General features: G+C 48.1%; 12 protein-coding genes and 1 riboswitch. Of the genes, 7 read left to right on the top strand and 5 right to left on the bottom strand.

All coding sequences use genetic code 11. The features are described from left to right. Nucleotides 1-13: 13 nt before the first annotated feature. On the top strand, nt 14-1,864 hold the full coding sequence (locus LOZ80_RS16530) for an ABC transporter ATP-binding protein (protein ID WP_238172399.1): 1,851 nt from the start codon (nt 14-16) through the stop codon (nt 1,862-1,864). Continuing rightward, nucleotides 1,845-3,584, top strand: coding sequence for an ABC transporter ATP-binding protein (locus LOZ80_RS16525; protein ID WP_238172398.1), 1,740 nt, complete (start codon nt 1,845-1,847; stop codon nt 3,582-3,584). Before LOZ80_RS16530 ends, LOZ80_RS16525 begins: the two co-directional genes overlap by 20 nt. A 564-nt stretch (nt 3,585-4,148) precedes the next feature. Here the strand turns inward: LOZ80_RS16525 and LOZ80_RS16520 are convergent. Next, nucleotides 4,149-4,748 (bottom strand): DJ-1/PfpI family protein, encoded by a 600-nt coding sequence (locus LOZ80_RS16520; protein ID WP_238172397.1) that lies wholly within the window; start codon nt 4,746-4,748, stop codon nt 4,149-4,151. 61 nt (nt 4,749-4,809) lie between these two features. After that, a riboswitch (ZMP/ZTP riboswitch) is annotated at nt 4,810-4,888 on the bottom strand. Nucleotides 4,889-5,038: 150 nt separating this feature from the next. On the opposite strand from LOZ80_RS16520, the gene LOZ80_RS16515 reads away from it, so the two are divergent. Further along, nucleotides 5,039-5,512, top strand: coding sequence for a GlcG/HbpS family heme-binding protein (locus LOZ80_RS16515; protein ID WP_238172396.1), 474 nt, complete (start codon nt 5,039-5,041; stop codon nt 5,510-5,512). A 67-nt stretch (nt 5,513-5,579) separates the two neighbouring features. Here LOZ80_RS16515 and LOZ80_RS16510 read toward each other — a convergent pair whose 3' ends face one another. The 4 genes from LOZ80_RS16510 to kduI are packed head-to-tail and all read right to left on the bottom strand — an operon-like array spanning nt 5,580 to nt 8,777. Then, nucleotides 5,580-6,425 carry a sugar phosphate isomerase/epimerase family protein gene (locus LOZ80_RS16510; protein WP_238172395.1) on the bottom strand — a complete coding sequence of 282 codons (846 nt, stop codon included), beginning with the start codon at nt 6,423-6,425 and terminating at the stop codon, nt 5,580-5,582. Beyond that, nucleotides 6,410-7,162, bottom strand: coding sequence for a 2-dehydro-3-deoxy-D-gluconate 5-dehydrogenase KduD (gene kduD / locus LOZ80_RS16505; RefSeq protein ID WP_238172394.1), 753 nt, complete (start codon nt 7,160-7,162; stop codon nt 6,410-6,412). The genes LOZ80_RS16510 and kduD overlap by 16 nt, the downstream gene beginning before the upstream one ends. A gap of 18 nt (nt 7,163-7,180) precedes the next feature. Continuing rightward, complete coding sequence (locus LOZ80_RS16500; protein WP_238172393.1) at nt 7,181-7,936, bottom strand: DeoR/GlpR family DNA-binding transcription regulator; 756 nt, start codon at nt 7,934-7,936, stop codon at nt 7,181-7,183. 7 nt (nt 7,937-7,943) lie between these two features. Next, entirely contained in the window at nt 7,944-8,777 is an 834-nt protein-coding gene (gene kduI / locus LOZ80_RS16495) for a 5-dehydro-4-deoxy-D-glucuronate isomerase (protein ID WP_238172392.1), read from the bottom strand. A 174-nt stretch (nt 8,778-8,951) separates the two neighbouring features. Here kduI and LOZ80_RS16490 point away from each other — a divergent pair, with 174 nt between their 5' ends. The 4 genes from LOZ80_RS16490 (at nt 8,952) to LOZ80_RS16475 (ending at nt 13,119) form a co-directional block, all read left to right on the top strand. Continuing rightward, a complete protein-coding gene (locus LOZ80_RS16490) occupies nt 8,952-9,116 on the top strand; it encodes a hypothetical protein (RefSeq protein ID WP_238172391.1) in 165 nt (54 codons plus the stop codon). Nucleotides 9,117-9,272: 156 nt separating this feature from the next. Beyond that, nucleotides 9,273-10,481, top strand: coding sequence for an aspartate aminotransferase family protein (locus LOZ80_RS16485; protein ID WP_238172390.1), 1,209 nt, complete (start codon nt 9,273-9,275; stop codon nt 10,479-10,481). Between the two features lie 113 nt (nt 10,482-10,594). Next, nucleotides 10,595-11,506, top strand: coding sequence for an AraC family transcriptional regulator (locus LOZ80_RS16480; RefSeq protein ID WP_238172389.1), 912 nt, complete (start codon nt 10,595-10,597; stop codon nt 11,504-11,506). Between the two features lie 107 nt (nt 11,507-11,613). Next, a complete protein-coding gene (locus LOZ80_RS16475) occupies nt 11,614-13,119 on the top strand; it encodes an alpha-glucosidase/alpha-galactosidase (protein ID WP_238172388.1) in 1,506 nt (501 codons plus the stop codon). The last annotated feature ends 56 nt before the right edge of the window (nt 13,120-13,175 follow it).

Genomic DNA, 13,175 nt, shown 5'->3' with positions numbered 1-13,175 from the left:
GGGAGGATGAGAAATGGATTCGAAAGTTGAAATGAGGAGCTTACTGCAAATTGCCAGTGAGAAAAAAGGGCTGCTGATCGTGGCAAGCTTGTTTTCAGTCATTTCCAGTTTGCTGCAAATCGCTCCTTTTGTCTCTGTGTACATCATCGTTCAAGAGCTTCTGCAGCATGCTGGAGATCCAGCGGGCGCTGATCAGGCACTTATTCTGTATTGGGGTATCTTTGCCTTGGTGGCTTTGATTGGCGCTTTGGTCGCACTGTATATCGGGGGCATGTGTTCACATATCGCAGCCTTCCGTATTCTTTATGAGCTGAGAGTGCGGCTTACGGAGCATATTGCTAAGGTGCCCATGGGTTTTCATACCTCAACAGCAACAGGCGAATTGAAGAAGATTATCGAGGTAAGCGTTGAGAAAATCGAGAAATTTATTGCCCATCAATTGCCCGATATCGTTAGCGCAGTTATGATTCCAATTCTGTTGATTGGCTATTTGTTCTGGATGAATTGGAGTTTGGCGCTTGTGCTGCTGGTCCCCATCGGCATTGGCTTCTGGCTGCAAAGCAAGTTATTCGGCAGCGCGAGCGGTCAGCAAGCTTACCGCGAGTTTCAGCATGCTGTAGAAAACATGAATGCGACAGGCGTGGAATATATTCGGGGCATGCCTGTGGTGAAAATATTCGGGATCAAAGCAGATTCCTTTCTAACGTTCAAGCAAGCGGTTGTCGAGTATCGAAACATTTCGTTGCGAATAACGGATTTATATAAGATACCGTATGGTCTATTTTATGTGATTGTCAGTTCGTTATTCACTTTCGTCGTCCCTGTTGGCATTCTACTCTCAAGCGGCAATGCTGGCAGCCAATCGTTCGCTATTACTTTTCTGCTCTTCATTATTCTTACCCCCAGCTTATCAGTACCCTTGTTGAAATTAATGTTTGTGGGCAGCGGAATGAGAGAAGTGGTGGAGAACAACAAGCGGATCGAAGCGGTTTTCGCGGAATCTATCGTAATGGAGCCGGCTTCACCACAGATCCCAACTGCGTATGATATCACTTTCAAGAATGTCTCCTTCGCCTATGAACGCACAACCAGCAAGAATTTCAAACCGATCTTGAAGGATGTTCATTTTATGGCAAAAGCCGGCGAAATGACGGCCTTAGTTGGTCCTTCGGGCGGGGGCAAATCAACAATTGCCAGTCTATTGCTGCGCTTCTGGGACGTTCAGGAGGGAGAAATCGCAATAGGCGGCGTATCTCTTCGCGATATGGGTACGGAAATGTTGATGGATAAGGTTTCCTTTGTTTTCCAGGACGTGCATCTGTTCTATGATACGATCGAAGCGAATATTCGAATGGGCAATACGGATGCATCCGAAGAAGAAGTGATTGCGGCTGCCAAGACGGCCTGCTGTCATGAATTTATTACGAAGCTTGCTCAAGGTTACGCCACCAAGATCGGGGAAGGCGGCACCTACTTATCTGGTGGCGAGGCGCAGCGAATTGCTATTGCGCGGGCCTTGCTGAAGAATGCCCCCATTCTGGTGCTGGATGAAGCGACAGCCTATGCAGATGCAGAAAATGAAAAGAAGATCCAGCGTGCTCTGGTTGAACTTGTCAAAGGGAAAACGGTTATAATGATCGCGCACCGTTTGTCCACGATTCGTGCTGCCGAGCAGATACTGGTCGTGAAAAAAGGAGAAATCGTAGAGCGGGGAACACATGACGAACTACGGGCCTTGAGCGGATTATATGAACAGATGTGGCAAGCCCATATCAGCTCGGCTTCATGGAAGTTGGGCGTGAAAGAATCTACGCTGACGGATCGCAAGAAGGAGGGCTCAAGCCATGAATCGTTACTTTACTAACATTTCGGGAGGGAATATTCGAAGTTTGTGGCCTTCTGCCTTGGCCGCAATATTGGATGGGATCGTTAAAGTGATTCCAGCGGCGCTGTTAGTTGATCTTTTCAACACATACTACATTTTCATTGCTGATCCCAATAAAGCTTTAAATGTCAGCAGGCTTTGGATGGACTGTATTATTTTGTTCGTCTGGCTATTGGTATCGTATGCTACATTTGCGCTGCTGTACGATAAGTCGTATCGCGCAGCTTATACCTTAGCTGCCGAGGGAAGGCTTAAATTGGCCGAGTATCTGCGTCATTTATCCCTAGGCTACTTTGGCAAACGTGATCCCGGTGATTTAACGAATTTATTGTTAGGCGATTACGCGCAAGTGGAGCATACGATTTCTCATAATGTGCCGCAACTTATCACGGCCATTATGCTGCCAATCTTAGCGTTAGTTGGCTTGGTATTCCTCGATTGGCGAATGTCACTGGCCATGTTTATGGCTATACCGTTGGGCGTGCTGCTATTATGGCTGACAGACACGCTTCAGGCACAGCTCAGCAGGAATCATGTTCAAGCCAAGAATGAAGCAGCAAGTCGGATGCAAGAATATTTAACTGGCATTCGTGAAATTAAAGCACATAATCTGGGCGGGAAAAGATTCGAACGATTGCGTTTGTCCTTTGATCGCTTGATGCGTGCATCTATTCGCCTGGAAGGTATCATGGGACCCGTGATTATGGGAGCCATGCTGCTGACTCGGTCCGGGATGACAATTATGATTGTTGTCGGCAGTTATCTATTGGCAAGCGGAACACTTACACTTCCCGTCTTTCTCCTATTTTTGTTGGTGGGGAGCCGAATTTTTGAGCCATTGACCCTGGTGCTGATGAGCTATGGCGAAATGCGCTATTCCGCTTATAGTGCGCAGCGAATTATGGATGTGCACAGGGAACAGCCGATGCAGGGGACTTACAGCATAAAGCCGTATGGCTCGATTGTTTTCGATCGGGTAACCTTTGGTTATGATGCTCATTCGCCTGTGTTGAAAGACATGTCTTTCACCATTGAGCCCCGAACGATCACAGCCTTGGTGGGGCCTTCTGGCAGCGGGAAGAGTACCGTAACCCGCCTCATTGCCCGCTTCTGGGATGTAGATCAGGGGTCGATCAGCATTGGCGGGCAATCGCTCCGTGATGCCGATCCAGAGAAACTTTTCAAGCATATTTCGATGGTATTCCAAGATGTGTATCTGTTCCAGGATACCATCGGCAATAACATCCGAATCGGGAATATGGAAGCTACTCAGGAAGAGGTAGAAGAAGCAGCCAAGCGTACGTGCTGCCACGAATTCATCTCCCAATTGCCACAAGGTTATGACACGCCGGTGGGAGAAGGTGGCTCCACGCTATCAGGCGGGGAGAAGCAGCGACTTTCCATTGCGCGCGCATTATTGAAAGATGCCCCGATCGTGCTGCTTGACGAAGCGACGGCCTCGCTCGATCCCGAGAACGAATCCGCTGTGCAGCAGGCCATTAATGAGTTGGTTGCGAATAAAACTCTGATTATCATCGCCCACCGCCTAAAAACCATTCAAAACGCAGACAGCATTCTAGTGCTGGATCAAGGTCAGCTTGTTCAAAGAGGCACGCATAGCGAGCTAATCTCGCAGAATGGTATTTATGCGAATCTATGGAATTTGCAGCAGGATTCTGATGGTTGGCAAGTGAAGTAGCGGAAGATGTGCAGCTTTTTTGCTCCTCCTCCTAAGCTAAACAGGAAAAGCTCCTGCTATTTTATCGATTTCCGCCTGAAAAGTTGGATTACATGGAAAAGCTCCCTCTACTTCTGATGAATGCTCGCTGAATTGCGATATTCTCAGAAGATAGAGGGAGTTTTTCCCGTTAGATGGCGGAATAGAGTGGTTTTGACAAAAATAGCAGGAGGAATTCCTGTTAATAGTTTTGTAGATATCACAGAATATAGCCCTGCGCGATAGTAAGGATAGTCCATCTTCACTTGTACTTGCTGCACAAACCCGGAATCCGTAAGGGATTCAACGACAAACAAGCCTAAGTAGCGGAAGATGTGCAGTTTTTTTGCTTCTCCTCCTAAGCTAACAGGAAAAGCTCCCGCTATTTTATCGATTTCCGCCTGAAAAGTTGGATTAAATGGAAAAGCTCCCTCTACTTCTGATGAATGCTCGCTGAATTGCGATATTCTCAGAAAATAGAGGGAGTTTTTCCCGTTAGATGGCGGAATAGAGTGGTTTTGACAAAAATAGCAGGAGGAATTCCTGTTAAATTAGTTTTGTAGATATCACAGAATATTGCCCTGCGCGATAGTAGGGATAGTCCATCTTCACTTGTACTTGCTGCACGAACCCGGAATCCGTAAGGGATTCAACGACAAACAAGCCTAAGTCGAGCGAGGCCGAAACGCCGCCTCCGGTAAAGAGATTTCCGTCTTTGACAAGGCGTGTTTCGATAACCTCCGCACAGTAAGGGGCTAATAATTCATAAGCTGATGGATTGGTTGTGGCCTTCTTGCCTTTAAGAAAACCGGCTGCCCCAAGCAGCAATGCGCCTGTGCAGACAGAAACTTTGTAAGTCGCGGCAGATGCAGTTTGGAGCCATGCGATAAAGTCAGCATCATATCGTAGTTGACGGGTTGCAAATCCACCGGGGACAAATACCAAACCATAACCGGAAAGATCGGGAGAGACACGATTAGCTTTCATTGTTAACCCGCGATCATCGGTTATTTCCTCTTGCATGGCACAGAAGTCCCAGGAAACATCAGCTTTTGCCCCCAGTATCCGCAGCCAAGTAATTGCTTCATAGAACCCTGTGAAGTCTAGCGTTGTTACACCATCAAACAAAACGAAGGCAATTTTCATAGTGATGCACCTGACCTTTCTATTGTCCATAAAACAAAAAAAGCACTTGATCTGTGATCAAATACTTTGCCCAGGCGTACGGCTGTCTGCAATGTGCTCCCTCATGGTACCCCATGTTTACGCCAGTTACACATCGGTTCAATTACAAGTATTTTACAATTGTTATCCTAAAACTTCAATCTCATTTTTCGAACGAACAGCAAGACTTATTCCTGTGTTATCCCCATATGAATGGAAGAGGAGTTTGCACTCAGGCGAATAGGAGTTTACAGGGAGGAGGGGGTCCATGCATGAAATCCGTATTAAAATTGGAATTAGAAGAAGCGAAGGTCATGATAGAAGCGGGTATTGAAGCAGCAAGAGCGGCCGGCACAGCGGAGACGATCTGCATTGTCGATGATGGCGGGTACTTGATTGCGTTGGAACGAATGAATGGCGCTCGGAATACGAGTCCGGACATGGCGATTGCCAAAGCCTTCACCGCCAGCGGTCACAGGCGTTCGACGCATTTATTCACGCAGCCTGGGGGGCCGGCGACGATACATGGGGAAGCTTTTGGCATACATGCGATGATGCCGGGCAAGTTTGCTATTTTCGTTGGCGGCATTCCTATTGTGGTTAATGGAACTGTCATCGGGGGTGTCGGTGTCAGCGGAGGGGCCGGGGAAGATGATATTGCTGTTGGTGTTGCTGCACTGAAGGCGCTGCAGCGTCATTTGGGGAATTCTTATACGGTTCTAACGGAGCCGGATATCAAAAAGTAAGCGATTTAACGAGCCCCAAAGGGGCTGCTTTCAAGTAGATATAACTACTTAAAGGCAGCCCTGATTTTTATCCCAGTAGACCTCTTACATATTGAATGGTGGCATCCAAATTATCATCGGAGACCATCTCTAACGAAATATCAACGCCTGGCTTGGCTTGATGAAGCTTGTCCAGAAAGGATTTTGTTTGGAAAATACCATGCCCTGAGCGCACGGCCTCGAGTGTATCACTTTGCACGTTAACATCCTTCAAATGAGCAAGAACGATCCGGTCTCCGAAGGCAGCAAAAGCTTGATCGAGAAATGCTTCCTGCGATTCAATTGCCGCGATCGGGAGCAAGTTGACCGGATCAAAGACGACGCCCAGATTGCTGGAGGGAACTTCTTCCAGAATCCGTGCCATTTTTGCACTGCTGGACAGTGTATGTGTGGCAACAGGCTCCAAACCGATGAAAACACCCCAGCGTTCCGCTTCCTCTGCTAGTTCCTCGACGGTTTGTTTAAGTGTCGTCCAGCCAATATCTTCATAACGCTCAGCATCGTGAGCGAGATAAGTCGTTAATTCAGCGGTTTCTGTTGCGACGATGGAAGTCCCGAAATCTCGGGCAAATCGCAGATGCTCTTTGAACCGATTGATCTCAAGACGCCGCTGCTGCGGGTCTGGATGAATCGGATTGATATAGCAGCCGAGTACGCCGATACGTATGCCAGAACGATGAAACTGCTCGCCGATATGGTTCGCTAGTGCGGGACTGAGTTTGCCAATACTTGTGTCGATATCACGAATCGCTTTGCTGAGCGCCAATTGTACGAAGTCGACGCCTCGTCCGCTAAGCTTCTCCGTTAGTTGCTTCAGTGGCAGCTGTCCGACTGTATGAGCTAACGTGCCAATCCCCATTATCTCGCCATCCATCCGCCGTCCACGCAAAGCACGTGACCGTTCATATAGTCTGAAGCTGTGGAGGATAAGAAGACAACCGGACCTTTGAGATCCTCCGGAGATCCCCAACGACCTGCCGGAATACGATCGGTGATCGATTGTGTGCGTTTCTCGTCTTTTAGAATTGGTGCTGTGTTGTTCGTTGTCATATAACCAGGAGCAATCGCGTTGATCTGAATGCCTTTTCCAGCCCATTCGTTGGCTAGCGCTTTCGTCACGCCGGCAATCGCATGTTTGCTCGCTGTATAGCCAGGCACGTTAATACCGCCTTGATAAGTGAGCATGGAGGCGATATTGATGATTTTGCCGCTGCCGCGTTCAATCATATGGCGTCCAATCAATTGGCATAAGAAAAAGGCGGAGTTCAAGTTTAAGTCAATGACGTCATGCCAATCTTGACGGCCATGATCAACAGCTGGCGTACGGCGGATGATGCCCGCATTATTCACGAGAATGTCGATACTGCCATAGAAACCGATTGCTTTATTCACAACATCCTCCAGGATGTCTTCGTTGCTAAGATCTGCCGCTATCAGTTCGGCTTTGCCGCCCAACGCGCGGATAGCTTCTACAGTTTGTACGCTTTCGGAAGAGGAAACGGCAATCACATTCGCGCCAGCTTCAGCAAGTCCGATGGCCATCGCTTGACCAAGACCGCCGGAAGCGCCGGTTACGAAAGCTGTTTTGCCTGCTAAATTAAAAAGTGTCATGAACAATGCTCCTTATCACTAGTGAGTTACAATCGGAACGCCTGCTTCTGTAAACTGTTGGGCTGTTTCGGCGGGGAGCGAACGATCCGTTAGGATCATGGCTACCTCAGATAGCGCCGCAAAGGTTCGCAATGCGCATTGACCGAATTTGTAATGATCGACAACGCCATATACGATAGCACTGGACTTAATCAAGGCACGCTTATAATCGACAAGATCACTTGTATAGATCGTAAAGCCATGCTGCAAATGAACGCCAGTGGCAGAAATAAATGATTTCTGAATGTTGAGCTTGCTTATATACTCCGAAGCTTCAGGACCTGCAAGCATGTTGCGAAGCCGGTAGCCTCCCGGTACCACCAAGCGGATCTCATCTTTGTGGACAAGCTCTGAGATGATATAGAGATCATTGGTGACAACAGTAAGCGGCTGATTATCCAGCCGCCTAGCAATTTCTAATGTTGTGCCGCCGCCGTCGAGGGCAATAATGTCTCTGGGCTGAATGTAGCGCAGAGCGAGCGTGGCAATCTCCGATTTCTGATCGGCATGCTTGATATTCGGCTCTTTGGCCGAAAGGATGCCCAGCTGATCGCTCTGGGCTAGCATCGCGCCGCCGTGAATGCGGAGAAGCAGGCCTTTTTCCTCGAGTTTGGCGAGATCCTCGCGAATCGTTTTGCCTGTCACATCGAGTCGCTCGCTAAGCTCGTTAACGGTGACTTCTTTCTGTGACAGCAGGATTTCCATGATAGTTTCATACCTGCGTAATGGGTTCATTGGTTGTCTATTTAAGGTCTTTCATCGCGACTGGGTCCATATCGTCGAAAATTTGATTTTCGCCGGCCATACCCCAAATGAATGTGTAGTTATTCGTGCCTACACCGCTATGGATGGACCAGCTTGGGGAGATTACCGCTTGCTCATTGCGCATAACAACGTGGCGCGTTTGTTGCGGCTCGCCCATCATATGGAAAACAACCGCATCTTCCGGCATATCGAAGTAGAAGTACACTTCGGAACGGCGGTTATGCGTATGAGAAGGCATCGTGTTCCACATGTTGCCCGGTTTCAACAGCGTCATGCCCATAACGAGTTGACAGCTTTGTGCGCCGCCTGTGTGGATATATTTATAAATCGTGCGCTCATTGGACGTATTGATACTGCCTAAGTGAGCTGGTGTAGCTTCACTGATGGAGATTTTCACTGTTGGATACGTTTGGTGCGCTGGTGTAGAGTTGAAGTAGAATTTGGCTGGATCAGCGGCATTGTCACTTGCAAATGAGATTTCTTTGGAGCCAAGACCGATAAAGATGCCATCCTTGGATGCCATGTTGTATACGGTGCCGTCAACTGTAATTGTACCAGGACCGCCGACATTGATGATGCCGATCTCGCGGCGCTCCAGGAAGTAATCAGCGGCCATTTCTTTCTTGTCTGCTTGCAGTTGAAGCGAACCTGTAATCGGAAGAACACCACCGATAATGAAACGGTCTACGTGAGAGTATACAAGTGTAATCTCATTAGCTGTGAACAGCGAATTAATTTGAAACTCAGCTTGAAGGCGTTCCGTATCAAATTGTTTGACTTCATTAGGGTGGGATGCGTAGCGAATATCCATGGGTTAATCTCTCCTTAGGTTGGTTTATTTGTGTTGATATACGTTCATATAGGTTTAATTTACTCCAATCACCCAGATTAAGCAAGGGTTTTCCGTTTGTTGTTTCAAATCTTGCCTATTCGGTGAATAAAGGGGACAGAAGATGTAAACAACAACCTTACAGGAGGTTATTCTATGGATAAAAGTCATTATTTTGATCGTGTATGCAACGATACGATTCCAACTCAACCAGATGAAGAGGGTACGACATCCACGGATATGGTGAGTGAGGCTGTCGAGGAAATCATGGATAATGTAAAAAAAGCGTTCTCGACCGACGATCCTGAAGATCGTGATTAGAACGCGAATCGGAATAGGGACCGTCAGGGGTGACTTTCAACCTCCTGACGGTTTTTTATTTGCGGCTGCTCCAAATTATGGTTGAATAAATATACTTATAAATGTATAATTATGCAATGTTGTTTATAAATAAACATTCAGAAAGGTGATGTCAGCGTGGAAAATGTCAAAGAGCGTACAGAGGAACTTCTGCATGAAGCGAACTCATCAATTTTATTTGTAGCAAATCGGCCTCAGATCGTGATGGAGCATGGCGAAGGAATGTATGTCTGGGATACGGAAGGGAAGAAGTACTTGGATTTTATCGGCGGTTGGGCGGTCACTGCATTAGGGCATTCTCCCAAAGTCATTGCAGATGCCTTAGTGCAGCAAGCGGGCAAACTGGTTAATGTGAGTCCGGCTTTCTATAATAAGCCGATGATTGAGTTCGCCCAGTTGCTTACAGGGCTGAGCGGGTTAGAGCGTGTATTTTTTGGCAGCACGGGGGCTGAGGCCAATGAAAGTGCTATTAAGCTTGCACGCAAATATGGCTCCGTCCGTAAAGGCGGAGCGTATGAGGTAATCACAGCGAACCGCAGCTTCCATGGCAGAACACTGGCGATGATGGCGGCTACCGGCAAACCTCAGTGGGAGCAAAAGTTTACTCCGCAGATGCCTGGCTTCGTCAAGGTGCCTTTTAATGACATCGAAGCTGTCCGTTCAGCAATAACACCTAAGACATGTGCGGTTATGCTGGAACTTATCCAGGGAGAAGGCGGCGTTCATGAGGTCAGTCTGGACTATGTGAAGGAACTGCGCAGTCTCTGTGACGAGCAAGGAGTGCTGCTGATTTTCGATGAGATCCAAACCGGACTTGGTCGAACAGGCCGGATGTTCGCTTTCGAGCACTATGGTGTAACCCCGGATGTGCTAACTTTGGCCAAAGGAATTGGCGGCGGGTTCCCGCTTTCAGCAATGCTGGCCAAAGAAGCGTTTAATTTGTTCGAACCTGGGGATCAAGGCGGCACTTATACAGGGCAGCCGCTGGGGATGGCTGTAGGGTTGGCCGTTGTGGGCGAGTTGATCGAGCGTAAATTGCCAGCGCAAGCGGCCAAACAAGGTGCCTATTTGCAAACTAAGCTCCGTGAAGTTCAGGCCAAGTATGGCTTAAGCGGTATTCGCGGCAAAGGCTTGCTGCTTGCTTTTGATCTTCCAGAGCCTCGTGGTGAGGAATTGGTAGCAGCCTGTCTAGAGGCTGGATTATTAATTAATTCCTCAAGCCCGCAGACGATTCGCTTAATGCCAGCTCTTGTCGTTACCGATGAGGAGATCGATCGGATGATGAGCATTTTATGCGCTGTGATGGACCAGCTCATCTTGACATGAGAGTAAGAAAATCCCTTCCGTCGGAAGGGATTTTCTTTTTACCTAGGGGCAGTTACAATGGCTTTACTAATGTAGTGCAATGTGAACGCGATTGCAGGTGAAAGGAGCTCCTTATGACCGATAACGGAAAGCTTTTCCCGGCGCTGGAGTCAGCGGCGCCGAGCCATCCGCAAGTGATGGCGTACTATTTTAAACAATGGCTCGGCTTCGATATGCCTTTTCATCGGCATGATGCGGTTGAAATCATGTACACGATTCAAGGTTTCTGTGTCGTAGAAATTCAGACTAATGCCTCGCAGGTGGACAGTGTGAGTCTTAAAAAGGGCGAATTTATTATCATTAACGCAAATGTCCCGCATCGTTTGATCGTAGAAGAGGAGAATCCGTGCCGGATGCTCAATGTAGAGTTCCGCTTCATGGAACAGAAGGGCGTATTTCCTTCTATTCAGCAATTGGCATCGGAAGAGAGCTTATTGGCTGCTATTTTGGGCGTGGCTTCGCCCTATTTGGTGCTTCGTGACCCGGATGAAGTGTACCATATCATGAAAAGTTTGGTGCTCGAATTGGACAAATCGCCTGCGAAGAGTGACACGATGGTGCAATTGCTCATTGCACAGTTGTTGATTCGGATAGCGAGACTTTGGCGTGAAGCGACGTCCGGCGGTTTGGCGCAGAGCGAATGGTATGTGAAGCAAAGCCTGGATTATTTGCATCAAAATTATGACCGGGACATTCAGGTAAAGGATATTGCGGGCGCCGTTAATTTGCATCCAGGCTATTTGCAGCGCATTTTCAAATCGGTCACAGGGCAAACCTTGATGGCTTATTTAACAGGGATTCGGATGGAAAAAGCCAAGATGCTCCTGCTGGAAACCGATGTGCCAATCGCTGAAATCAGTGATTATATCGGGGTTGGCAGCCGGCAGTATTTCCATATGCTGTTCAAAGACTACACGAACAGTACACCGACAGAATTTCGCAAATCGATGAATACTCATCAAATGAATTATCCGAAAGAAAGTTAGAATTTTTGACAACTTTTAGCTGAGGAAGTTAGGAATTTGATAACGTTATCTCTTGGCCGCTTGCTACAATATGACTTGTAGAACAAACGACAGAGAGGACGATTCAGATGTCATTTAAAGTAGCTTTTATCGGTGCAGGCAGTATTGGTTTTACACGGGGACTATTGCGGGATTTGCTCGCAGTGCCAGAATTTCACGATGTACAAGTAGCGTTTACAGACATTAATCAACATAATTTAGATATGGTGACCGAGCTTTGCCAAAGGGATATCCGCGAGAATGGTTTGTCTATTAACATCCAAGCAACGACGGACCGCAAAGCAGCTTTGCAGGATGCGAAGTACGTATTATGTACAATTCGTGTGGGGGGCTTGGAAGCCTTCGCAACGGATGTGGATATCCCGCTGAAGTATGGCGTGGACCAATGTGTAGGCGATACGCTGTGTGCCGGCGGAATTATGTACGGGCAGCGCGGCATATCGGAAATGCTTCGCATTTGCCAGGATATCCGCGAGGTGGCTTCGCCTGATGTTCTGTTGTTGAATTATGCGAATCCGATGGCGATGCTCACTTGGGCTTGCAACAAATACGGTCAAGTGCGGACCATTGGCCTATGCCATGGCGTCCAGCATGGACATAAACAAATTGCCGAGGTATTCGGCTTGTCCCAAAAAGAAGTAGACATCATTTGCGCCGGGATCAATCACCAAACGTGGTATATCCAAGCTAGCCATAAGGGCAAGGATTTGACGGGCGATCTGTTGGAAGCTTTCGAGCAGCATCCGGAATTTGCCCGAACCGAAAAAGTGCGTATCGATATGCTGCGTCGCTTTGGCTACTACAGTACGGAATCGAATGGTCATTTGAGTGAATATGTGCCTTGGTACCGCAAGCGGGCGAGTGAAATCCCGGATTGGATTGATATGGGCAGCTGGATTAACGGAGAAACAGGCGGCTATTTGCGCGTTTGTACAGAGGGACGCAACTGGTTTGAAACCGATTTCCCGAATTGGATGAAAGATCCGGCCTATGTTTATGCAGCGGAGAAACGCAGTGAAGAGCACGGCTCCTATATCATTGAGGGACTGGAAACCGGCCGTGTGTATCGTGGACATTTCAACTTGGTCAATCGCGGAGTCATTGCCAATTTGCCGGATGACGCGATTATTGAAGCGCCAGGATATGTCGACCGGAACGGCATCTCGATGCCGCATGTAGGCGACCTGCCTCTTGGACCAGCTGCTGTCTGCAATGTCAGCATTTCTGTTCAGCGCCTGGCCGTTGAAGCGGCTGTGCATGGTGATGACAAGCTGCTGCGTCAAGCTTTTATGATGGACCCGCTCGTAGGCGCCGTGTGCAATCCCAAAGAAATTTGGCAGATGGTGGATGAAATGCTGGTTGCGCAGGAAGCATGGCTGCCTCTATACGGCTCTGCAATTTCCGAAGCCAAAGCACGCCTTGCCGCTGGAAATTTAGTGCCGACGCGCAGTTATGAAGGCGCCGCTCGCGTCAAAGTGAAAACCGTGGAAGAAATGCAGCAGGACCGTAACGCCGCGAACAAAAATGCTGGTGAAGCGGATAAGGGCAAGGATCGGGCGACAGTTAATTCGTAATCTGGATGTTCGTTTACATTCAAGTATGTTCATTTAGGTTCTTTTGAGGTATACTA

Source organism: Paenibacillus sp. HWE-109, from assembly GCF_022163125.1.
Lineage (GTDB): Bacteria > Bacillota > Bacilli > Paenibacillales > NBRC-103111 > Paenibacillus_E.
The sequence above is the reverse complement of the archived record's forward strand: the minus strand, read 5'-3'. Positions and strand labels throughout refer to the sequence as shown.

Coding starts and splice junctions, on each gene's coding strand:
- LOZ80_RS16490 (WP_238172391.1), top strand. CDS start 8,952: ATGGATAAAAGTCATTATTTTGATCGTGTATGCAACGATACGATTCCA.
- LOZ80_RS16510 (WP_238172395.1), bottom strand. CDS start 6,425: ATGGATGGCGAGATAATGGGGATTGGCACGTTAGCTCATACAGTCGGA.
- LOZ80_RS16500 (WP_238172393.1), bottom strand. CDS start 7,936: ATGAACCCATTACGCAGGTATGAAACTATCATGGAAATCCTGCTGTCA.
- kduI (WP_238172392.1), bottom strand. CDS start 8,777: ATGGATATTCGCTACGCATCCCACCCTAATGAAGTCAAACAATTTGAT.
- LOZ80_RS16475 (WP_238172388.1), top strand. CDS start 11,614: ATGTCATTTAAAGTAGCTTTTATCGGTGCAGGCAGTATTGGTTTTACA.
- LOZ80_RS16530 (WP_238172399.1), top strand. CDS start 14: ATGGATTCGAAAGTTGAAATGAGGAGCTTACTGCAAATTGCCAGTGAG.
- LOZ80_RS16480 (WP_238172389.1), top strand. CDS start 10,595: ATGACCGATAACGGAAAGCTTTTCCCGGCGCTGGAGTCAGCGGCGCCG.
- LOZ80_RS16515 (WP_238172396.1), top strand. CDS start 5,039: ATGAAATCCGTATTAAAATTGGAATTAGAAGAAGCGAAGGTCATGATA.
- kduD (WP_238172394.1), bottom strand. CDS start 7,162: ATGACACTTTTTAATTTAGCAGGCAAAACAGCTTTCGTAACCGGCGCT.
- LOZ80_RS16525 (WP_238172398.1), top strand. CDS start 1,845: ATGAATCGTTACTTTACTAACATTTCGGGAGGGAATATTCGAAGTTTG.
- LOZ80_RS16520 (WP_238172397.1), bottom strand. CDS start 4,748: ATGAAAATTGCCTTCGTTTTGTTTGATGGTGTAACAACGCTAGACTTC.